Annotated in this window: 20 protein-coding genes; 11 read left to right on the top strand and 9 right to left on the bottom strand. The window is 68.9% G+C overall.

Going from position 1 to position 20,637, the window contains the following annotated elements; translation table 11 throughout:
- Nucleotides 1–18 precede the first annotated feature (18 nt).
- The 6 genes from AC6CID_RS09600 (at nt 19) to AC6CID_RS09625 (ending at nt 6,924) form a co-directional block, all read left to right on the top strand.
- Nucleotides 19–1,230 carry a phosphoglycerate kinase gene (locus AC6CID_RS09600; protein ID WP_006551477.1) on the top strand — a complete coding sequence of 404 codons (1,212 nt, stop codon included), beginning with the start codon at nt 19–21 and terminating at the stop codon, nt 1,228–1,230.
- Between the two features lie 5 nt (nt 1,231–1,235).
- Complete coding sequence (gene tpiA / locus AC6CID_RS09605; protein ID WP_033096619.1) at nt 1,236–2,021, top strand: triose-phosphate isomerase; 786 nt, start codon at nt 1,236–1,238, stop codon at nt 2,019–2,021.
- A gap of 161 nt (nt 2,022–2,182) precedes the next feature.
- Entirely contained in the window at nt 2,183–2,416 is a 234-nt protein-coding gene (secG, locus tag AC6CID_RS09610; protein WP_006551479.1) for a preprotein translocase subunit SecG, read from the top strand.
- A gap of 64 nt (nt 2,417–2,480) precedes the next feature.
- Nucleotides 2,481–5,243: a phosphoenolpyruvate carboxylase gene (ppc, locus tag AC6CID_RS09615; RefSeq protein WP_064060302.1), complete on the top strand. Its 2,763-nt coding sequence runs from the start codon at nt 2,481–2,483 to the stop codon at nt 5,241–5,243.
- Nucleotides 5,244–5,331: 88 nt separating this feature from the next.
- A complete protein-coding gene (locus AC6CID_RS09620; protein WP_019289286.1) occupies nt 5,332–5,670 on the top strand; it encodes a YciI family protein in 339 nt (112 codons plus the stop codon).
- Nucleotides 5,671–5,673: 3 nt separating this feature from the next.
- Nucleotides 5,674–6,924 (top strand): RNA polymerase sigma factor, encoded by a 1,251-nt coding sequence (locus tag AC6CID_RS09625; RefSeq protein WP_498353878.1) that lies wholly within the window; start codon nt 5,674–5,676, stop codon nt 6,922–6,924.
- Nucleotides 6,925–7,174: 250 nt separating this feature from the next.
- Here the strand turns inward: AC6CID_RS09625 and AC6CID_RS09630 are convergent, their stop codons facing one another.
- The 3 genes from AC6CID_RS09630 to AC6CID_RS09640 form a co-directional block, all read right to left on the bottom strand.
- Nucleotides 7,175–7,330 carry a phospholipase effector Tle1 domain-containing protein gene (locus tag AC6CID_RS09630; RefSeq protein WP_094980519.1) on the bottom strand — a complete coding sequence of 52 codons (156 nt, stop codon included), beginning with the start codon at nt 7,328–7,330 and terminating at the stop codon, nt 7,175–7,177.
- A gap of 46 nt (nt 7,331–7,376) precedes the next feature.
- On the bottom strand, nt 7,377–7,865 hold the full coding sequence (locus AC6CID_RS09635; RefSeq protein WP_019289288.1) for an SRPBCC domain-containing protein: 489 nt from the start codon (nt 7,863–7,865) through the stop codon (nt 7,377–7,379).
- A gap of 411 nt (nt 7,866–8,276) precedes the next feature.
- Nucleotides 8,277–8,558 (bottom strand): hypothetical protein, encoded by a 282-nt coding sequence (locus tag AC6CID_RS09640; protein WP_139192958.1) that lies wholly within the window; start codon nt 8,556–8,558, stop codon nt 8,277–8,279.
- Nucleotides 8,559–8,754: 196 nt separating this feature from the next.
- Between AC6CID_RS09640 and AC6CID_RS09645 the strand changes: the two genes are divergently transcribed.
- Genes AC6CID_RS09645 through AC6CID_RS09655 form a run of 3 tightly spaced genes read left to right on the top strand, consistent with a single transcriptional unit; the run spans nt 8,755 to nt 11,204 of the window.
- Nucleotides 8,755–9,435, top strand: coding sequence for a twin-arginine translocation signal domain-containing protein (locus AC6CID_RS09645; protein WP_230809435.1), 681 nt, complete (start codon nt 8,755–8,757; stop codon nt 9,433–9,435).
- Nucleotides 9,436–10,362, top strand: coding sequence for an FAD-binding protein (locus AC6CID_RS09650; protein WP_498353879.1), 927 nt, complete (start codon nt 9,436–9,438; stop codon nt 10,360–10,362).
- Complete coding sequence (locus AC6CID_RS09655; RefSeq protein ID WP_498353880.1) at nt 10,269–11,204, top strand: GMC oxidoreductase; 936 nt, start codon at nt 10,269–10,271, stop codon at nt 11,202–11,204. Before AC6CID_RS09650 ends, AC6CID_RS09655 begins: the two co-directional genes overlap by 94 nt.
- A gap of 370 nt (nt 11,205–11,574) precedes the next feature.
- Here AC6CID_RS09655 and pgl read toward each other — a convergent pair whose 3' ends face one another.
- Genes pgl through tkt form a run of 5 tightly spaced genes read right to left on the bottom strand, consistent with a single transcriptional unit; the run spans nt 11,575 to nt 18,030 of the window.
- Nucleotides 11,575–12,336 carry a 6-phosphogluconolactonase gene (gene pgl / locus AC6CID_RS09660; RefSeq protein ID WP_498353881.1) on the bottom strand — a complete coding sequence of 254 codons (762 nt, stop codon included), beginning with the start codon at nt 12,334–12,336 and terminating at the stop codon, nt 11,575–11,577.
- Nucleotides 12,329–13,237, bottom strand: coding sequence for a glucose-6-phosphate dehydrogenase assembly protein OpcA (gene opcA / locus AC6CID_RS09665; protein ID WP_024100808.1), 909 nt, complete (start codon nt 13,235–13,237; stop codon nt 12,329–12,331). Before opcA ends, pgl begins: the two co-directional genes overlap by 8 nt.
- A complete protein-coding gene (zwf, locus tag AC6CID_RS09670) occupies nt 13,234–14,775 on the bottom strand; it encodes a glucose-6-phosphate dehydrogenase (protein ID WP_006551489.1) in 1,542 nt (513 codons plus the stop codon). Before zwf ends, opcA begins: the two co-directional genes overlap by 4 nt.
- Nucleotides 14,776–14,777: 2 nt before the next feature.
- Nucleotides 14,778–15,923 carry a transaldolase gene (gene tal / locus AC6CID_RS09675; protein ID WP_498353882.1) on the bottom strand — a complete coding sequence of 382 codons (1,146 nt, stop codon included), beginning with the start codon at nt 15,921–15,923 and terminating at the stop codon, nt 14,778–14,780.
- 4 nt (nt 15,924–15,927) lie between these two features.
- Nucleotides 15,928–18,030 (bottom strand): transketolase, encoded by a 2,103-nt coding sequence (tkt, locus tag AC6CID_RS09680; protein ID WP_006551491.1) that lies wholly within the window; start codon nt 18,028–18,030, stop codon nt 15,928–15,930.
- 212 nt (nt 18,031–18,242) lie between these two features.
- On the opposite strand from tkt, the gene AC6CID_RS09685 reads away from it, so the two are divergent.
- Nucleotides 18,243–19,220 (top strand): heme o synthase, encoded by a 978-nt coding sequence (locus tag AC6CID_RS09685; protein ID WP_006551492.1) that lies wholly within the window; start codon nt 18,243–18,245, stop codon nt 19,218–19,220.
- A gap of 64 nt (nt 19,221–19,284) precedes the next feature.
- On the opposite strand, the gene AC6CID_RS09690 is transcribed toward AC6CID_RS09685, so the two are convergent.
- Nucleotides 19,285–20,250 carry a quinone oxidoreductase family protein gene (locus AC6CID_RS09690; protein ID WP_006551493.1) on the bottom strand — a complete coding sequence of 322 codons (966 nt, stop codon included), beginning with the start codon at nt 20,248–20,250 and terminating at the stop codon, nt 19,285–19,287.
- A 23-nt stretch (nt 20,251–20,273) separates the two neighbouring features.
- Between AC6CID_RS09690 and AC6CID_RS09695 the strand changes: the two genes are divergently transcribed.
- A complete protein-coding gene (locus AC6CID_RS09695; protein WP_006551494.1) occupies nt 20,274–20,615 on the top strand; it encodes a hypothetical protein in 342 nt (113 codons plus the stop codon).
- Nucleotides 20,616–20,637: the final 22 nt, after the last annotated feature.

Here is a 20,637-nt window from a genome sequence, read left to right on the forward strand (position 1 = left end):
GAACAGGACATTTGAACAGTGGCAGTTCAGACCCTCGAGGATCTGCTCGACGCAGGTGTGGAGGGTCGGGGCGTACTCGTGCGCTCCGACCTCAACGTCCCGCTCGACGGCGACACGATCACCGACGCCGGCCGCATCCTCGCGTCCGCGCCCACCATCCGCACGCTCGCGGAGGCCGGGGCCAAGGTCGTCGTGACCGCGCACCTCGGCCGCCCCAAGGGTGAGCCGGATCCGAAGTACTCGCTCGCGCCCGTCGCAGCGAAACTCGGTGAGGTGCTCGACCGCAACGTCCAGCTCGCCTCCGACGTCGTCGGCCAGGATGCGCTGGCGCGTTCCGAAGGGCTGACCGACGGCGACATCCTCCTGCTCGAGAACGTCCGCTTCGACGCTCGCGAGACCAGCAAGGACGATGCCGAGCGGCTCGCCTTCGCCCGTGAGCTCGTCGAGCTCGTCGGCGACGACGGCGCATTCGTCTCCGACGGCTTCGGTGTCGTGCACCGCAAGCAGGCGTCGGTCTACGACGTCGCGACGCTGCTCCCGCACTACGCGGGTGGTCTCGTCGCGGCCGAGGTCGACGTGCTCGCCAAGCTCACCACCGACACCGAGCGTCCGTACGCCGTGGTGCTCGGCGGCTCGAAGGTCTCCGACAAGCTCGGGGTCATCGAGGCGCTCGCACCCAAGGTCGACACGCTCGTAATCGGTGGCGGCATGTGCTTCACCTTCCTTGCGGCACAGGGCTACTCGGTCGGCACGTCGCTGCTCGAGGAGTCGATGATCGACACCTGCAAGCAACTGCTCGAACGCTTCGGCGACGTCATCCACATCCCTCAGGACGTGGTGGTGGCCGACAAGTTCGCGGCCGACGCACAGTCGCAGACCGTCGCGGCCGACTCCATCCCCGACGGATGGATGGGCCTCGACATCGGACCGGAGTCCGTGCGGCGCTTCGCCTCGCTCCTCGGCTCGGCGAAGACGGTGTTCTGGAACGGCCCGATGGGCGTGTTCGAGTTCGAGAACTTCGCGGCGGGCACGAAGGGTGTAGCGGAAGCGATCATCGAGGCCACCGGCAAGGGCGCGTTCAGCGTCGTCGGTGGCGGCGACTCCGCTGCGGCCGTGCGGTCGCTCGGACTCGGTGAGGACCGCTTCTCCCACATCTCCACCGGTGGTGGCGCCTCCCTCGAGTACCTCGAGGGCAAGGAACTGCCCGGCATCGCAGTTCTGGAGGGCTGACGGTCATGGCACGGACACCGCTCATCGCGGGCAACTGGAAGATGAACCTCAACCACCTCGAGGCCATCGCCCTGGTGCAGAAGATCGCGTTCACCCTTCCCGAGAAGTACCTCGAGAAGGTCGACGTGACGGTCATCCCGCCGTTCACCGGCATCCGCTCGGTGCAGACCCTCGTCGAGGGCGACAAGCTCGGCATCACCTACGGAGCCCAGGACATATCGGTCCACGACTCCGGCGCCTACACCGGCGAGATCTCCGGCGCGATGCTCGCGAAGCTCGGCTGCACCTACGTGATCGTCGGGCACTCCGAGCGTCGCACCCTGCACGGTGAGACCGACGAGATCGTCCGCGACAAGACCAAGGCCGCGCTGCGGCACGGTCTCACTCCGATCGTGTGCATCGGCGAAGGACTCGACGTCCGCGAAGCCGGCAACCACGTCGAGTACAACGTCGAGCAGTTGAAGAACTCGCTCGCCGGCCTGTCCGCCGACGAGATCGCAAAGATCGTCGTCGCGTACGAGCCGGTCTGGGCCATCGGCACGGGCAAGGTCGCTTCGGCGGCCGACGCACAGGAGGTGTGCGCCGCGGTGCGCAGCACCCTCGCCGAACTGGCCTCGCCCGAGGTCGCGGCATCGGTCCGAGTCCTGTACGGCGGGTCGGTCAACGCCAAGAACGTCGGTGAGCTCATCGCTCAGACCGACGTCGACGGCGGCCTCGTGGGAGGCGCCTCCCTCAAGGCCGACGAATTCGCTCAGCTGTCGGCGATCGCCGCAGGCGGTCCGCTCCTCTAGAGCGACCGGCATCGGGCGGGGTGCAGGATCTCGACGAGATGCTGCACCCCGCCCGCATTTCGCCCACCCGGCGTCCCCGGCACACCCGCAGCGTCCTCACAGGACGAGCGGGTAAGCTGACGCCGACGTCGCCCACCATCCGAAGGACATCGAACACCGACATGGAACTGTTCCTGGACATCCTCCTGATCGTCACGAGCCTGTTGCTCATCCTGCTGGTGCTGCTGCACCGCGGTAAGGGCGGTGGTCTGTCCAGCCTGTTCGGTGGCGGAGTCCAGTCCAATCTCTCGGGCTCGACGGTGGCGGAGAAGAACCTCGACCGTCTCACCGTCTTCACCGGCATCATCTGGGTGATCTCGATCCTCGGCATCGGACTGCAGATCAAGTTCAGCTGATCCCCGCACGTGCACGGACGCTGCCGCGGTCGCGCCCCGGCCGCTGGGCACAGATACTGGCCGTATGACGGACACTGTGCCTGCCTCTGCTACCGAACCCCTCCGCGAGGACATCCGCCTGCTCGGCGGCATCCTCGGCAACGTCATCCGTGAGCAGGCAGGACCCGAGACCTTCGACCTGGTCGAATCGGCCCGGGTGGAGAGTTTCCGGATCCGGCGCTCCGAGATCGACCGCACCGAACTCGCCGAACGCTTCGCCGGCGTCGCCACCGACGACCTGATTCCCGTCGCCCGGGCGTTCAGCCATTTCGGTCTGCTCGCCAATCTCGCCGAGGATCTGCACCGCGAACGACGTCGAGCCCTGCACGTGCGCGCAGGCGACCCACCGCAGGACAGTAGCCTCGCCGCCACCTACGCCAAGCTCGACGCCGCCGGTCCGGGCCTCGATGCCGACACCGTGACCGACGCGCTCGCGTCGGCTCTCGTCGCCCCCGTCATCACCGCTCATCCCACCGAGACCCGCCGACGCACCGTCTTCGACGTCCAGACCGCCGTCACCGAACTCATGCGGCGCCGGGAGAGGACCGACGAACCCGCCGCGCTCGAGGAAATCGACCGCGCCCTGTACCGGCACATCCTGACCCTCTGGGACACCGCGCTCATCCGGCTCGCGCGCCTGAGGATCATCGACGAGGTCGACAACGGTCTGCGCTACTACGACCTCGCACTGTTCGACGTCGTTCCCGCCCTCAACGCCGAAGTGCGACGCGAACTCCGGCGACGCTGGCCCGACGCGGCGGTGCTCACCGAACCGCTGGTCCGGCCGGGAACCTGGATCGGCGGCGACCGCGACGGCAACCCCAACGTCGACGGCGAGGTCGTCACCACGGCCGCGAATCGCGCCTGTGAGACCGCGCTGCGACATCACCTCACCGAACTCGCCGCGCTCGAACGCGAACTGTCGATGTCCGAACGCACCGCGACCATCAGCAGCGCCCTGAAGAAGCTCGCCGACGACTCGGGCGACGACAATCCCGCCCACAGCGACGAGCCGTACCGACGCGCCGTACACGGTATCCGCGCTCGCCTCACCGCCACCGCGGGCAGGCTGCTGCCCGGCGTGGATCTGCCCCACACGGTGCGTATCCCGTGCGAGCCCTATGCCACCCCGGCCCGCCTGCACACCGACCTGAACATCGTCGACGCCTCGCTGCGCGCCGGCGGAGCGACCGTGATCGCCGACGATCGACTCGCGCACCTGCGCAGCGCCGTCGAGGTCTTCGGCTTCCACCTCGCGCCACTCGACCTGCGTCAGAATTCCGAGGTCCACGAGAACGTCGTCGCCGAACTGCTCTCCTGGGCGGGAGTGACCGACCGCTACCGCGACCTGCCGGAGGACGACAAGGTCGCGCTGCTCACCGCGGAGTTGCGGATCCGCCGCCCGCTCACCACCCCCGACGCCCACCTGTCGGACGAGACAGCCAAGGAACTGGGCATCCTGCGTGCTGCCGCCGACGTGGTCCGTCGCATCGGACCGGCCGCCATCGAGCACTACATCATCAGCATGTGCACCTCGGTGTCCGACCTGCTCGAGGTCGAGGTCCTGCTCAAGGAGGTCGGGCTGCTCGACCTCGACCGCGGCTATCCGCGCAGCACGGTGCAGGTCATCCCGCTGTTCGAGACGATCGACGACCTGCGCGGCGGTGCCGCCACGCTGACCGCCGCCCTCGCCGTGCCCGAGTTCCGCAGCCTCGTCGACGGACACGACGGACTGCAGGAGATCATGCTCGGCTACTCCGATTCCAACAAGGATGGCGGTTATCTCACCGCCAACTGGGCGCTCTACCGCGCGGAACTCGATCTCGTCGAGGCGGCGCGCACCGCCGGGATCCGGCTGCGCCTGTTCCACGGTCGCGGCGGCACCGTCGGTCGCGGTGGCGGACCGAGTTACGACGCCATCCTGGCCCAGCCTCCCGGCGCGGTCCAGGGCTCGTTGCGTCTGACCGAGCAGGGCGAGGTCATCGCCGCGAAGTACCGCGAACCGGTGCTCGCCCGCCGCAACCTCGAGGCGCTCGTCTCGGCGACCCTCGAGTCGAGCTTGCTCGATGTCGAAGGCCTCGGGAAGGACGCGCCGGAGGCCTACCGCATCCTCGACGAACTTGCCGACCTCGCTCGCGCCGCGTACAGCCGACTCGTGCACGAGACACCGGGATTCGTCGAGTACTTCACCACCGCGACGCCGGTCTCGGAGATCGGTGCCCTCAACATCGGCAGCCGTCCCGCCTCCCGTAAGCAGACGAAGGCGATCAGCGACCTGCGGGCCATCCCGTGGGTGCTCTCGTGGACCCAGAGCCGCGTGATGCTCCCCGGCTGGTACGGCACGGGAACGGCTGTGCAGGACTGGGTGGCCGGTGATCCGGACCGGTTGGCGACCCTGCAGGATCTCTACCGTCGCTGGCCGTTCTTCCGTTCGGTGCTGTCGAACATGGCGCAGGTGCTCGCCAAGTCCGATCTCGGCCTGGCCGCCCGGTACTCCGAACTCGTCGAGGACACCGAACTGCGCGAGCGGGTGTTCGGCAGCATCGTCGACGAGCACGCCCGTACAGTCGACGCCTACCGGCAGATCACGGGCTACGACTCGCTCGTCGCGGATAATCCGGCGCTCGAGCGGTCGCTGCACAACCGGTTCCCGTATCTCGAACCGCTCAACCACCTGCAGGTCGAGTTGCTGCGCCGGTTCCGTGCCGGTGAGGACACCGACCGTGTCCGGCGCGGTATCCAGATCACGATGAACGGTCTCGCCACGGCGTTGCGCAACAGCGGTTAGAAAAAATTTCTCGTCGGGCGTCGATCCGGCAGGTGTCCGTTCGTCGTGATGGTGTAGGACGAACACCACACAGACGGGAGCGACCGCCATGAAGTACATGCTGTTGATCTACGCATCCACGACCGACGAGGCCACCTGCACCGTCGAGGACTGGCAGGACTACGAGAAGGCGATGCGCGACGCGGGTGTCCTCGTGTCCGGGCACGCCCTGCAGGATCTCGTCACCGCGACGACCGTGCAGGTCGACGCGGACGGACGACGCACGGTGACCGACGGACCGTTCGGCGAGAGCCGCGAGGTGCTCGGCGGATACGACGTCATCGACGTCGGCAGCCTCGACGAGGCACTCGACTGGGCGGCACGCTGTCCCGGATCGCGGGACGGCGGCACGGTCGTCGTGCGGCCGATCGCCGACTTCGGGGACTGAGCGATGGGGGAGCCGGCCTCGGCCGTCGAGTCGGTGTTCCGCGAGGAACACGGCCGGCTCCTCGCCGCGCTCGTCCATCGCTTCGGCGACCTCGACCTCGCCGAGGAGGTCGCATCGGAGGCACTCGAGGCGGCGCTCGTGCACTGGCCGGTCGACGGTGTGCCCGAGCGTCCGGGCGCTTGGCTGCTCACCACGGCCAGGCGCCGAGCGCTGGATCGGGTGCGCCGCGACCGCGTGTATGCGACGCGACTGGCGGAACTCGCCGTCGACACCGAACGTCGCGCGTCGTACGAACCGCCCGATGCCGGAGAACTGACGGACGACCGCCTCGAACTGTTCTTCACGTGCGCCCACCCCGCCCTCGCGGCGGACGACCGCGTCGCGCTGATCCTGCGCTGCCTCGGTGGTCTCACGACGAACGAGGTCGCGCGGGCCTTCCTCGTCCCGTCGCCGACGATGGCCCAGCGGATCGTGCGGGCCAAGAAGAAGATCCGCGGTGCCCGCATCCCGTTCCGGGTACCCGGACCGGACGAGCTGCCGGAGCGCCTGCCGGTGGTGCTCGCGGCGCTGTACTCGATCTTCACCGAGGGCTATGCCGCGAGCAGCGGTGAACATCTGCAACGCCTCGCCCTCGCAGAGGAGGCGGTCCGCCTCACTCGCATCCTGCACCGTCTGATGCCGACGGAACGGGAGGTGAGCGGGTTGCTCGCGCTGATGCTGCTCGTCCATGCCCGCCGGGACGCACGCACCGACCCGACCGGCGCCGTCATGCTGCTCGACGTGCAGGACCGCACCCGATGGGACCGCGCGATGATCGAGGAGGGCAGCGCATTGGTGATCGCCGCACTCACCGGACGACCACCCGGCCCGTACGGGGTGCAGGCCGCGATAGCCGCGTTGCACGACGAGGCGAGCGACGTCGACAGCACCGACTGGCCGCAGATCGTCGCCCTCTACGACGTACTGACCGCCCTGAGCCCGTCACCGATCGTCGCACTGAACCGCGCCGTGGCGGTCGCGATGCGCGACGGGCCCGCGGCCGGACTCGAACTCCTCGACGGACTCGCCGACGAGCCGAGTATCCGCGACTACGGACCGTACGTGGTGGCACGAGCCGAGTTGCTGGCTCGGGTCGGCCGGAAAGGTGAAGCGGCCGAAGCGTATCGGCGGGCGCTCGAGCTCGCCGGTACCGAACCCGAGCGGCGCCACCTCAGGGCGAGGTCGGCGGAGCTGTCGCGTTCACGGGAGTTGTGACCGACCCCGGTGCGCCGAGACCTCCGATGGGGGCGGAGCGGCGCGGTCCGGCGGTTCGTATGGCCGGATACCTCGAGGTCGTAGCGCTTCGGCGTGTACCACTCCGGATCGACCCAGTGCGGATTCCGTAGCCGGGTCGCCAGACCGTCCTCCCGGAGCTCGACGCTCTCGTGGATCTTCAGTCCTTCGGGCGATCGTGCCCCGCCGAGGATCTCACGAGTTCCTCGCCCGATGAGCCACCAGATGCGGCTCATCCGGGTCGGCGTCGCCGTCGCGCTCGTCTGTTCCGGCAGTCCTCGAATCCACCGCCGACGTCGGAGTGGACGCCCGTGAACCAGACCTCCTCGATCCGGTCGTTGGCGACCTCGTCCACCTTGTACGGCCTGCGGTACTCGTCGATGGAGATTTCCGGTGGTGCTCGTCGGGCGGATCACTGCAGCGAAAGGCGCCGGTCAGCGGTATTCGTCGACCAGGTCGAGGTAGTCGTCCCACAACGGCGGGCGGGTGCCGGCCAGTGCTGCGTCGAGGCGGTCGAGGTAGTACTGCCACCCCGGCCCGATCTCTCCGGCCTCCGAGCGCGGGACGTGCCGGTGTGTGAACTCGAGGGTGGTGACCTTCCCGACCTGACGCAGCACCACCTCGAGCTGCCACCCGTCCACGTCGACGGCGAATCCCTCGGGGGGAGAACACCGGAGGATGTCGACGTAGGTGGTGGCCGAATCGTGGTCGTCCGTCATGGTCAGGAGCACACGGCCCGTAGCGGGGTCGCCGATGTACGTGCCGTACCAACGGCCCAGCTTCTCCGAATCGGTGAGTGCCGCCCAGACCTCACCGATCGGGAGCAGGAAGTTGCGGTGGTATATCAACCGCACCAGCGACGAGTCGCTCGGGCAATCGCGCTCCGGGCTCACTTCGCCTGTGATCGTCCTCGGCGTGCTCATCACGGCTCCTCTCGATGGGCGCTCGCCTTATCGAAATTGTCCTGCATCCGGCTGCCGGTGCGGTCCGTTTCACCGCGATGGGTCCTCCCGCTGTGTAGTGCGCTGCTCGAATCCGTTCACAGGATCGTCCCGATCCGGCACGGCGGGGTGAACCGTCGGTCCAGGGACGAGATCCTCGAACTCGGATGGCGGCAGTCGTGGAGGTCGTTGTCCGGCACTTCGGTCCTCACGGATACCGGTTCACCGACGACGGGAGCCTCCGCGATCCTCACCAGCCAGTGGCGAAAGCCGCCACCGGCACCGCCACGCTGGTCACGAGCATGCACCACAACGTGACAGTGTGCAGACGGCGGCGGGAACGAGCCTCGGTGCCGCCGAGATGTGTCTCCGCTGTGGCGCGGAGGGGACGACCTATCCGTGGCGGATCAGCGCCTCCCAGGGCCACTGCCGCTGCGGGTCGGTCGGTACGCGACGTTCGAGCGGTGCGCACGCGAGCGTCCGGCCGTCCGCGTCGGTGATGTGCAATCGCGAAGGCGTCGCATTGCGCAGTCCGGCAGGTGCCGTGTCCGAGGCCGGCGCAAGAACGTCGGCGCGACGCTCGTCGCCGGGACGATCAGCAGGAGCATCGTCCCGGCCTCGGAGTGTCTCCAGGACGGACGCGAACCGGTTGCTCTCCCTCTTCTTCTGCAACATGATTCCCACCCCGTCGCACCGATCGGCCGTGTTCGAATCCTGCACGCCCCGTGCGCGGACGGCACGGGTAGCGAGCTACCCGATTTCCGTGGATCGCTCCACCGGTCCGTGCGACCCGCCGGACGATCCGGACGACATTCCGCAATCGTTCCACGACATCTCGTACGCTGCACCACGGCAACGACGAGGGGGCGACGTGGACGACCCGCAGCACGGGTACTGGAACAGGCGGCGTTTTCTCGCCGGGACGGCCGCGACGATGGCGGCGTTGATCGGCACCGCAGGGGTGCTCGCGAGCGAAGCCGACGCGAGTCCGCTGAACGAGACGCCGCCCGTACGCGACACGATCAACGGGGTGCTCGCGTTCGTCGCACCCGGCAACGACCCGTACTCGCACCAACAGGGCGTGTGGACCGACCGGCCCGGCGGCGTCACCGCCGGCACCGCGGAATCCCTCGAGCGAACCCTGGACCAGGCCTCGCCGATGCCGCTGCTCGGACCCGAGGCGGGCAACCTGCCCGGCGCCGCGGCGATCGCGGTGCTGCTCAACACTTTCGGTGTCACCGCCGACCCGCGTTCGGTGAGTGGTCCGTTCGCAGCGCCGTTCGCGAACCTGAGTCATGCCGCGAAGGCGCAGGTCTTCGAATGGCTCGACACCGACCCGCGTTTCGAAGGTCTGGTGCTGAAATTCGTGGTCAACGCGATTCCCACGCTGGCGGCCTTCGCGGCGTTCTCGGAGGTCTCCGCGTACAACCGTACTCGGCGCGAGCTCACGGGGCGGCCGGTCGGCTGGGAGTTGAGCCGCTATGCAGGGCCGAGTGACGGGTGGGACGAGTTCCTGGGCTACTACGGCGAAATCGACGAGGTGGAGGGATAGATGACCGACGTCATCGTCATCGGCGCCGGGGGTGGCGGACCCGTCGTGGCCAAGGAACTCGCGGCGCGCGGGCTCGACGTGCTCGTTCTCGAAGCAGGTCCCCGCTTCGCCGACCCGGAGAACGAGTGGACCCATTTCGAGGACGACCTCAACAATCCGATCACCGGGCTGTTCCGCCACGGACCGGGAGACCGCTCGGGCACGCCGTGGCTCCGAGATCTGCCTCAGAATTCGTTCGTGTGGCAGGTATCCGGCGTCGGTGGCACCACGCTCCACTTCTTCGGCAACTCGCCGCGGGCGGCACCCGGCGTATTCTCCGGATACGACGGCGCCGACCGCGACATGTACGACACGGCGCACCTGTTCCCCTTCGGATACGACGAACTGCGTCCCTACTACGAGTGGGTGGAGGCCACGCTGCCGGTGCAGACTGCCCCGATGGGCGCCAAGGAGCAGTTGTTCCTGCGGGGAGCAGCGGCCATGGGTCTGCCACACCAGACCTCGCTCGATACCACCGTGGCCGCCCACCGCGCACAGCAGAACGCGATCCTCCAACCCGGTGGTACCGCCGGCCGCACCCGCGACCGTGCGCGTCTGCACCATCCCGAAGCGCGGGGCTGCACGATGTGCGGGCACTGCTATCAGGGCTGTTATCTGCCGCTGGGGGCGCCGCGGAATCTCAAGGCCAGACGCTCCACCGACAATTCGTACGTGCCGATGATGCTCACCGCGGACGCGTGGTCACCCCAGGGGCGTGCCGTCACCCTGATCGCCGATGCAGTGGTCTTCGAGATCCTCGTCGAGGAGGTGAACGGGGAGACCGTGGCGCGCGAGTGCGGTTCACGACGGGAGAGGACGAGCACGAAGCGACCGCCCCGGTGGTGGTGCTGGCGGCCGGGTGCATCGAGAGCCCACGATTGTGGCTGAACTCGGTGCTGCCGAATCCGAACGGCTGGGTCGGCCGCGGCCTCACCGACCACCACATGGACGCGGTCTTCGGCGTCTTCGACGAGTACACCGGGCAGACGCGCGGCCCGGGTTCCAACGCGCGCGTCGATCTGCCCGGCTACGGCGGGATCGAGCAGGTCGGCCTGCCCCCGGCATTGATCGCGTACGCGCTGAACTTCAGCGACTCCGGCATCCACGGGTACGGACGTGCCGGAGGCGTCGTCGATTCCGCGGGGGCCGACAGCGTGGGGAGGCTCGTCGGACGCGACCTGCTCGATACGATGGCCGACGCCGACCGGGTCCTCGCGGCGCTCGTCATCTCGGACGACGACGTCGAACCGGACAACCGCGTGACGCTTTCGCCGATCCTGTACCCGGACGAAGCAGGTCTGGCGCCGCGGGTGACCGTGCAGCATCGTCGGCGCTCGGCGCGTACCCGCCGCAATCGTGACCACGCGACCCGCAAGGCCGTCGAGTTGATGAGAGCGGCGGGCGCGAAGAGGGTGCATCGCTGCGACTGGCCACCGCTGATCCTGCACTCGCAGTCGAGCATGCGGATGGGAGTGAGCGACCGGGATTCGGTGCTCGACGCCGACGCGGAGGCCCGGTGGGTGAAGAGACTGTTCGTCGCCGACAACTCGGCGCTCGCCAACAGTCTCGGAGGTCCGAACCCGACGTTGACGACGCAGGCGATCGCCACCCGCACGGCCGAGAAGATCTTCGCGAAGTACTTCGACGGTGACCCCTGGGTGGCACGGGAGAACCCGGTGTCGTCGATCGACGACCGCGTCACCGCCGCGGTGATCGAGCGGGGTATCTGACCGCTCGATCCCGGATCGGACCGGCCGATTTCGTCCCGAGTGGAACCGTCGGGCGTCCCGGCGCGTCGAACGAGACAGAGGGCCGTGACGACAACGGTCCACGACGGGAGGAGCTCACCGGCATGGACCCACGAACGGTGCGATGTGTCCCGGGCCGATCACCGTTGCGCGCACTGCGCTCGACGGCAGGTCCGCGATCGATGAATCGGATGCGGTGTGTGCGAACCGGTGTCGACGACGGCGACACCGCCGGTACTTCGGAGGGGCGCCGTGTGGAGACGGACGACGCCGACGATCCCGACTTCGACGGCGCGGGCGCATGACGGCCGGATCGCCGATCACGGCGTCGGACTCCCGACGCTCCGCCCGGTCACTGCGCCGGGAGTTGCTCTGCGGCAGCCGGATCGAGGAACCACACGGTGCGTTCGGTGCCGTGGGCGCCCGCGGACGGGAAGTCCTCCGGTGCGGCACCGCCCACGGCCGCCGCGACGGCCTCCGCCTTGGCGGCACCGGTGACCAGCAACCAGACCTGCCGCGCCCGCTGCACGGCGGGCAGCGTCAGCGTCACCCGGGCCGGCGGCGGCTTCGGGGAGTCGTCGACACCCACCACGAAACGCTCCGACTCGCGCACCGCGTCGGTGTGGGGGAACAGCGAATTGATGTGTCCCTCACCGCCCATGCCGAGCAGGTGCACGTCGAAGACCGGCACGGTGCCGTCGGGGGAGTGCGCCGCGAGGAGTTCGGCGTACCGCTGGGCCGAGTCCTCCGGTGTGCTGCACCCGTCCTCGCCGAGCGCCGGCATGGTGTGGATGCGTGCCGGGTCGATCGGCACGTGGTCGAGCAGAGCCCCACGGGCCTGCACCTCGTTGCGATCCGGATCGCCGGGCGGCAGGAAACGCTCGTCGCCGAAGTAGACGTTCACCGCCGACCAGTCGATGGCGCCCTGGTCGCGACGCACGTGCTCGAGCATCGCGATACCGGTACCGCCGCCGGTGAGCACGACGTGGGCCTGCACCCGCTCGCGCTGCGCGGCGACGACGGCATCGACGAAGGCGGACGCCGCGGCGCGGGCGACCTCGTCGGCGTCGGCGAAACGCCGGATCTCGGACGGAGTGCGGGCGCTGTCAGACATAATCCACCTTCGGCAGGGCCGACAACGCGGCTTCGTAGACTTCGTCGGGATCGAGGCGACGCAGTTCCTCGGCGAGACATTCGGCCGAGTTCCGGCGCGCCAGGCTGATCAGCGAATCGGGCTTGTGGGTGCGTTCGAGGGTCGCCACGCGACCTTCCTGCGGGCGTTCCAGGGCGATCGTCTGCGACGCCGTGCGCAGTTCCACCCTCAGCTCGCCGACGGATCGCTCGACGGGGCAGTCGAGACGGCTCGCGAGCCACCCCGCGATCAGATCGACGGCCGGTTCGGTCCGCAGCCCCGACACGCGTGCCGAGAGCACTGGCTCGTAGGGCGGCTGATCGAGTGCCGAGACCAGCAGCGCCCGCCAGTAGGTGATGCGGGCCCAGGCCAGATCCGTGTCGCCCGGCCGGTAACCGGACAGGCGGGTCGCGAGATCGGCACGCGGGTCGTCGGAGTTGGTCACGTCGGTGATGCGGCGGACGGCGAGACGACCCACCGGGTCCTCGGCCGGGACCGCGGGGGCCTGGTTGGGCCACCACGCGACGACGGGGGTGTCCGGAAGGAGGAAAGGCACCACGACCGATTCCTGATGTTCACCGAGTTCGCCGTGCAGGGCGAGGATCAATGCCTCGGAGGCACCCGCTTCACCGGCGACCCGGATCTCCGCGTCGAGCCGCGACGGACCGTCCTGTCGTCCGCGACCGACGACGATGACGCGGCAGGGATGTTCCTTCGACGCCTCGGTGGCGGCCGTGATCGCGGCGTCGAGGCCTCGCGCGTCGCCGGCGCACACGATAAACGTGAGAACACGGCCCTGCGTGACCATTCCGCTCGACCGTCGCAACTCCACCAGCTTGCGACTGATGGCATTCGCGGAGGTGTTGCGCAACTGGAGCCTCACGGACGCCTCCATTCCCGGCCGGTACGCCGCAGCATCTCGTCGGCCGATTGCGGACCCCAGGTGCCGGACTCGTAGGGTTCCGGTCGCCCGTTCGCCGCCCAGTGCTCGAGCACCGGATCGAGGATCTTCCAGGACAATTCGACTTCCTCGTCCACCGGGAACAGTGACGGGACGCCGAGGAGCACGTCGAGGATCAGGCGCTCGTAGGCCTCGGGGGAGGAGACCGTGAATGCCTGGCCGTAACTGAAGTCCATGTTCACGTCCCGGACCTCCATCTCGGAGCCGGGCACCTTCGACCCGAAGCGCATCGTGATGCCCTCGTCGGGCTGCACGCGGATCACCAACGCGTTCTGACCGAGCTCCTCGGTCATGGTCTTGTCGAACGGCAGGTGCGGGGCCCGCTTGAAGACCACCGCGATCTCGGTGACGCGGCGGCCGAGGCGCTTGCCGGTGCGCAGGTAGAAGGGCACACCCGCCCAGCGGCGGGTGTCGACCTCGAGGGTGATGGCCGCGTACGTCTCGGTGGTCGAATCCGCCGCGAAACCCTTCTCCTCGAGCAGTCCGACGACCTTCTCGCCGCCCTGCCAGCCGGATGCGTACTGGCCGCGCGCGGTGGTCTCGTCGAACGGCTCCGCCGGCCGGGTCGCCGACAGCACCTTGATCTTCTCCGCGTGCAGCTCCGACGCCGCGAAGCTCACCGGTTCCTCCATCGCGGTGAAGGCGAGCAGCTGCAGGAGATGGTTCTGGATGACGTCGCGGGCCGCGCCGATGCCGTCGTAGTAGCCGGCGCGACCACCGAGGCCGATGTCCTCGGCCATCGTGATCTGCACGTGGTCGACGTAGTGCGCGTTCCACACCGGCTCGAACATCTGGTTCGCGAAACGCAACGCGAGGATGTTCTGGACCGTCTCCTTGCCGAGATAGTGATCGATGCGGAAGACGGATTCCTCGGAGAACACCTCACCGACAACCGAATTGAGCTCGCGCGCACTCTCGAGGTCGTGCCCGAACGGCTTCTCGATCACGACGCGGCTCCACGAGCCGCCGCGTTCCGCGGCCAGACCCGAACGCGACAGCTGCCCGCACACCACGGGGAAGGCGTCCGGGGGAACCGACAGGTAGAACGCGTGGTTGCCACCCGTACCGCGTTCGCGGTCGAGCTTCTCGAGGGTCGTCGCGAGCTCCGCGAACGCCGCATCGTCGTCGAAGGTGCCCTGCACGAAGCGGATCCCCTCCGCGAGGCGCTGCCAGACCTCCTCGCGAAAGGGGGTACGCGAATGCTCACGCACCGCGTCGTGGACCACCTGACCGAAGTCCTCGTCGGCCCAATCCCTCCGGGCGAAACCGACGAGCGCGAATCCGGGCGGCAGGAGGCCGCGGTTGGCGAGATCGTAGACGGCGGGCATCAACTTGCGCCGGGCCAGATCGCCGGTCACGCCGAAGATCACCAGCGCGCACGGGCCGGCGATACGGGGCAGTCTGCGATCTCTGTTGTCCCGGAGCGGATTCACCCACTCCGCCGCACCGGATTCGGGCACGTTCAGCCCTCCGCGCCCGGCGCGTGAGCCGCGAGCTGTTCCGCCGTCGCCGCGAGCAGGTCCTTCCACGCCACGACGAACTTCTCCACACCCTCGTCCTCGAGCTTGCGGAAGACGTCGGGAAGATCCACACCGACCGATGCCAGCGCGTCGAAGACCTGCTGGGAGGAGGCGATGTTGCGGGTGACGGTGTCGCCCGTGACCTCACCGTGGTCGGCGACGGCCTCGAGGGTCTTCTCCGGCATCGTGTTCACGGTGTTCGGCGCGACCAACTCGGTGACGTAGAGGGTGTCGGGGTAATCGGGGTTCTTCACACCCGTCGACGCCCACAACGCACGCTGGGGAACGGCACCCGCCTCGGAGAGCTGCTCGAACCGCGTCCCGCCCTCGAACGCGCGCTGGTACGCGCCGTACGCGAGCCGCGCGTTGGCGAGACCGGCCTTGCCACGCAGAGCCAGCGCCCGGTCGGTGCCGATCTCCTCGAGGCGCGGGTCGATCTCGGTATCGACACGCGAGACGAAGAACGACGCGACCGAGCGGATCTTCGACAGGTCGTGACCGGAGGCCTTCGCCGCGGTCAGGCCGTCGAGGTAGGCCTCGATGACCCGCTCGTAGCGCTCGACCGAGAAGATCAGCGTGACGTTGACGCTGACACCCTCACCGATCACCCGGGCGATGGCCGGCAGACCCGCCATCGTCGCCGGGATCTTGATGAACAGGTTCGGGCGGTCGACGATGCGCCACAGCTCGAGGGCCTGCTGGACGGTCTCGTCCGTCTTGTGCGCCAGACGCGGGTCGACCTCGATCGACACCCGTCCGTCGAGGCCGTCCGTGGCCTCGAACACCGGCGCGAGGACGTCGCAGGCCGCGCGCACGTCGTCGGTGGTGACGGTGCGGATCGCCTCGGTGGCGTCGGCACCGGCGGCGGCGAGATCGCGGATCTGCGCGTCGTAGGCATGGCCCTTCGACAGGGCGGCTTGGAAGATCGACGGGTTGGTCGTCACACCCACGACACTGCGGGTCGCGACGAGCTCGGCGAGCTTGCCGGAGTCGATGAGGTCGCGGGACAGATCGTCCAGCCACACCGAGACACCCTGGGCGGACAGTTCGGCCAGCGCAGCGTTCTGCGTGGAGGTCTGCTGGGTCATCGGATCATCCCTTCACTCGGGTCAGCGAGCGACGCGCGGCGTCGACGACGGCCTCGGCAGTGATGCCGAACTCGCGGTACAGGGTCTTGTAATCGGCGGAGGCGCCGTAGTGCTCGAGCGAGACCGGCTCACCGGCGTCGCCGATGAGGCGGTACCACGGCATCGCGAGACCGGCCTCGACGGACACGCGGGCGCGCACCGACGGGGGCAGCACCTCGTCGCGGTAGGCCTGGTCCTGCTCGAGGAACCGGTCGAGCACCGGCACGGAGACGACGCGGGTGGGCACACCGTCGGCCTCGAGGGTCTCGCGGGCGGCAACGGCGAGCTGGACCTCGGAACCGGTCGCGAGGATCACGACCTCCGGGGTGCCCGACGAGGCCTCGGCCAGGATGTAGGCACCGCGGGCGACACCCTCGGCGGCCTTCTCCCGCGTGCCCTCGAGCACCGGCACGTTCTGACGGGTCAGCGCCAGAGCGGTCGGGCCGGTGCGGTTCTCCAGCGCGGCCTTCCACGCGAACGACGTCTCGTTGGCGTCGGCCGGGCGGATCACGGCGAGATTCGGGATCGCGCGCAGCGCCGCGAGGTGCTCGATCGGCTGGTGCGTCGGGCCGTCCTCACCGAGACCGATCGAATCGTGCGTCCACACGTAGATCGCCGGGGTCTGCATGAGGGCCGCGAGACGCACCGCGGGCCGCATGTAGTCGGAGAAGACGAGGAAGGTGCCGCCGTAGGGGCGGGTCGGGCCGTGCAGGGCGATGCCGTTGAGGATCGATCCCATCGCGTGTTCGCGGACGCCGAAGTGCAGGGTGCGTCCGTAGGGCTGCGCGTTCCAGTCCTTCGTGGAGATCGACTCGGGACCGAAGGAGTCGGAACCGGGAATCGTCGTGTTGTTGCTGCCGGCGAGGTCGGCGGAACCGCCCCACAGCTCGGGCAGTACCGGTCCGAGCGCGGCGAGGGCCTTGCCGGACGCCGAGCGGGTCGCGGGACCGCTCTCGGTGGGCTCGTAGGTCGGCAGTGCGTCGACCCAGCCCTCCGGGAACTCACCGGCGTGCAGGCGGTCGAACAGTTCCTTGCGCTGCGGCTCGCGGGCGGCCCACGCGTCGAAGTCGGCCTGCCATGCGGCGCGTGCCTCGGTGCCGCGCGTCACGACCTGCCGGGCGTGCTCGATCACGGCCGGGTCGACGTCGAAGTTCTTCTCGGGGTCGAAGCCGAGGATCTTCTTGATCTCGGCGACCTCGTCGACGCCGAGCGCGGCACCGTGCGCGTCGCCGCTGTTCATCTTCGTCGGCGCCGGGTAGCCGATGATCGTGCGGACGGAGATGAAGGACGGACGGTCGGTGACCGCCTTCGCGGCCTCGACGGCCTCGAGCAGGGCGGTGACGTTCTCGCCGCCCTCGACGGTCTGCACGTGCCAGCCGTATGCCTCGTAGCGCTTGGAGACGTCCTCACCGAGAGCGATCGCGGTGTCGTGCTCGATGGAGATCTTGTTGTCGTCGTAGAAGACGATCAGGTTGCCGAGCTGCTGGACACCGGCGAGCGAGGACGCCTCGGAGGTCACGCCCTCCTCGATGTCGCCGTCGGACGCGATCACATAGACGTAGTGGTCGAACGGGCTCGAGCCGGCGGGCGCCTCGGGATCGAACAGACCGCGCTCGCGGCGGGCGGCCATCGCCATGCCCACGGCGGAGGCCAGACCCTGACCCAGTGGGCCGGTGGTCATCTCGACGCCGGCGGTGTGGCCGTACTCGGGGTGGCCCGGGGTGAGCGAACCCCACGTGCGCAGCGCTTCGAGGTCGGCGAGCTCGAGTCCGTAGCCGGACAGGTACAGCTGGGTGTACAGCGTCAGGCTCGAATGTCCGCACGAGAGCACGAAGCGGTCGCGGCCGACCCACTCGGGGTCGGTCGGATCGTGGCGCATCACACGCTGGAAAAGGGTGTACGCGAGGGGAGCGAGGCTCATCGCGGTACCGGGATGCCCGTTTCCGACCTTCTGCACGGCGTCGGCGGCGAGCACGCGCGCGGTGTCGACGGCCTTGGTGTCCAGGTCGGTCCAGTCGGCAGGATGCGCAGGCTGGGTGAGGGTGCGGATCTCGTCTGTGATCGACACGAGCTTGAAGTCTCCTGACATGGGTGTACGGGGTCCCGGCGGGTGGAAGTCGGCCCGCGCGCTACTTCAGACTAATGCGCTGCTCCGAACGGGTCGATTCGGTCCGGGCAACGGTCCGGTCTACCATCGTTCGTAGTAGAGGAGCGTCCGGAACCGGGCGACCGTGAACGGGCGAAACGAAGGTGCGGATCCGCGTGGGACAAGGAGACAGTGTGCGGGCAGGGCGACGGCCGGGAGGACACGGCTTCGGCGCCCCCGAAGCGCCGAGCGCCCCGCGCCCCGACACCGCGTGGGGCCGGATCTCCGGCACCGTCCTCGCCTACATAGCGTTGACCAAGCCGCGGGTGATCGAACTCCTGCTGGTCGCGACCATTCCCGCGATGCTGTTCGCCGACCGCGGCAACGTCGACATCGTGCTCATCCTGAGCACCCTGTTCGGCGGCTGGATGGGTGCGGCGAGCGCCAACTCGCTCAACTGCGTCGTCGACGCCGACATCGACAAGGTGATGAAACGCACGGCGTTGCGTCCGCTCGCCCGGCAGACGGTGCCGACACGCAACGCCCTCGTCTTCGGCATGCTGCTCGGCATCGCGTCCTTCGCGTGGTTGTGGTGGCGCGCCAACCTGTTGGCCGGACTGCTGGTCGTGGCGACGATCGCGTTCTACGTGCTCGTGTACACGATGGTGCTCAAACGCCGGACCTGGCAGAACGTGGTCTGGGGCGGGGCTGCCGGATGTATGCCCGTGATGGTCGGCTGGGCCGCCGTGACGGGTTCGCTGAGCTGGGAACCCATCGTGTTGTTCCTGGTCATCTTCTTCTGGACGCCGCCGCACACCTGGGCGCTCGCGATGCGTTACAAGGAGGACTACAAGGCAGCCGGCGTGCCGATGTTGCCGGTCATCGCCACCGAGCAGCACGTCACGAAGCAGATCGTGCTCTACACCTGGGCGACCGTGATCGCGACGCTGGTGATCGTCCCGGCCGCCGGTGTGATCTACGCGGCCGTCGCGCTGCTCGCGGGCGCCTGGTTCCTGATCGTCGCGCACCAGCTGTTCAACAGTGTGCGCGGCGGGGCGTCGGTCAAGCCGCTCAAGCTGTTCCTCCAGTCCAACAACTACCTCGCGGTGGTGTGCCTGGGCCTGGCGATCGACTCCGTGCTCGCACTGCCGACGATCGGCTCGTACTTCTGATCCACGCTTCACGACGAACGCCCCGGCCGAGCGGCCGGGGCGTTCGTCGTGCCGGGTCCGGAGATCACGGGATCAGGACGATCGATCCGGTGGTCCGGCGTCCTTCGAGATCGGCGTGGGCGCGGGCGGCCTCGGCGAGGGGATAGCTCGCTCCCACGCGGAGCTTCAGCGACCCGTCGGCGAGCGCCGCGAGCACGTCGCCCGCCCGCCACAGCAGCTCCTCGCGGTCTCGGGTGTAGTGCACGAGGGTGGGCCGCGTGACGAACAGCGAACCCGCCGGGTTCAGCCGCTGCAGGTCGAAGGGCGGGACGGGTCCGCTCGCGGCACCGAACAGCGCGACCGTGCCGCGCACACGGACGGACGCGAGCGACGCCTCGAAGGTCGCGGCACCGACACCGTCGTAGGCTGCGGCCACCCCCTCGCCGTCGGTGAGCTCGCGCACCTTCTCGGCGAGGTCGTCGCCGTAGCGCAGCACCTCCGCGGCGCCGGCCTCCCGCGACAGGGCCTCCTTCTCGTCGGAGGACACGGTGGTGATCACCCGCACGCCCTTCGCGACGGCGAGTTGCGTCAGGATCAGCCCCACACCACCGGCACCTGCGTGGACGAGCACCGTCTCGCCGGGCTGTGCCGGGTGGACGGAGTTCAGCAGGTAGTGCGCGGTCATGCCCTGCAGGAGGACCGAGGCGGCCTGCTCGGCCGGCACCGAGTCCGGGACCGGCACGGCGACCTGCTCGCGGACGCGGACCAGTTCGGCGTACGAGCCGGGTGCCTCGCACCACGACACTCGGTCGCCTACCGCCGTGTCCCGCACACCCTCGCCGAGGGCGACGACCGTGCCCGTGCCCTCCGAGCCCGGGATGTACGGCAGCTCCGTGCCGTAGAGGCCGGTGCGGAAGTAGGTGTCGATGAAGTTGACGCCGATCGCGTCGGTGCGAACCAGCAGCTCACCCGGTCCGGGCGAGGGGTCGGGTCGTTCGACGGGGACGAGGACGTCGGGGCCTCCGTGCTGTGCCACTTCGATTGCGTGCATAGCGCTCACAGTATTCTGCAGACATGAGCGTCGAAACACAGGTCGTGGCCGCACCGGCCGACATCGTCTCGTCCATCCGCAGCTTCGTCGCCGAGCACGGAGGTTCCGGGAAGGCCGTGCTGCAGCCGATCGGTCTGTCCGGCGTCCGGATCACCGTGGTCGCCGCCGACGGCACCCTCGGCGACCGCGTCGCGAAGGACCTCCCGACGGCGCGCGCCATCGTCGAGGAGATCCCCGACGTCACCGTCTCCGAGTGGGACCGCGAGGTCACCAGCATCGCCAACCCGCAGAAGGGTCACTGGGCGAAGATGGCCGGTTGGGTGGCACGTCAGACGAAGTTCCCCAAGGCCCGCAACGAGCGCTGACCGCCCGACATCCGTACGACGA

Source organism: Rhodococcus sp. GQ147 (assembly GCF_059759155.1).

What these genes read in the sequence shown, in the direction of transcription:
- AC6CID_RS09695 (WP_006551494.1), top strand. Translation starts at nt 20,274, where the DNA reads ATGAGCGTCGAAACACAGGTCGTGGCCGCACCGGCCGACATCGTCTCG.
- secG (WP_006551479.1), top strand. Translation starts at nt 2,183, where the DNA reads ATGGAACTGTTCCTGGACATCCTCCTGATCGTCACGAGCCTGTTGCTC.
- AC6CID_RS09620 (WP_019289286.1), top strand. Translation starts at nt 5,332, where the DNA reads ATGAAGTACATGCTGTTGATCTACGCATCCACGACCGACGAGGCCACC.
- AC6CID_RS09635 (WP_019289288.1), bottom strand. Translation starts at nt 7,865, where the DNA reads ATGAGCACGCCGAGGACGATCACAGGCGAAGTGAGCCCGGAGCGCGAT.
- tpiA (WP_033096619.1), top strand. Translation starts at nt 1,236, where the DNA reads ATGGCACGGACACCGCTCATCGCGGGCAACTGGAAGATGAACCTCAAC.
- pgl (WP_498353881.1), bottom strand. Translation starts at nt 12,336, where the DNA reads ATGTCTGACAGCGCCCGCACTCCGTCCGAGATCCGGCGTTTCGCCGAC.
- AC6CID_RS09690 (WP_006551493.1), bottom strand. Translation starts at nt 20,250, where the DNA reads ATGCACGCAATCGAAGTGGCACAGCACGGAGGCCCCGACGTCCTCGTC.
- ppc (WP_064060302.1), top strand. Translation starts at nt 2,481, where the DNA reads ATGACGGACACTGTGCCTGCCTCTGCTACCGAACCCCTCCGCGAGGAC.
- AC6CID_RS09640 (WP_139192958.1), bottom strand. Translation starts at nt 8,558, where the DNA reads ATGTTGCAGAAGAAGAGGGAGAGCAACCGGTTCGCGTCCGTCCTGGAG.
- tal (WP_498353882.1), bottom strand. Translation starts at nt 15,923, where the DNA reads ATGACCCAGCAGACCTCCACGCAGAACGCTGCGCTGGCCGAACTGTCC.
- AC6CID_RS09650 (WP_498353879.1), top strand. Translation starts at nt 9,436, where the DNA reads ATGACCGACGTCATCGTCATCGGCGCCGGGGGTGGCGGACCCGTCGTG.
- AC6CID_RS09625 (WP_498353878.1), top strand. Translation starts at nt 5,674, where the DNA reads ATGGGGGAGCCGGCCTCGGCCGTCGAGTCGGTGTTCCGCGAGGAACAC.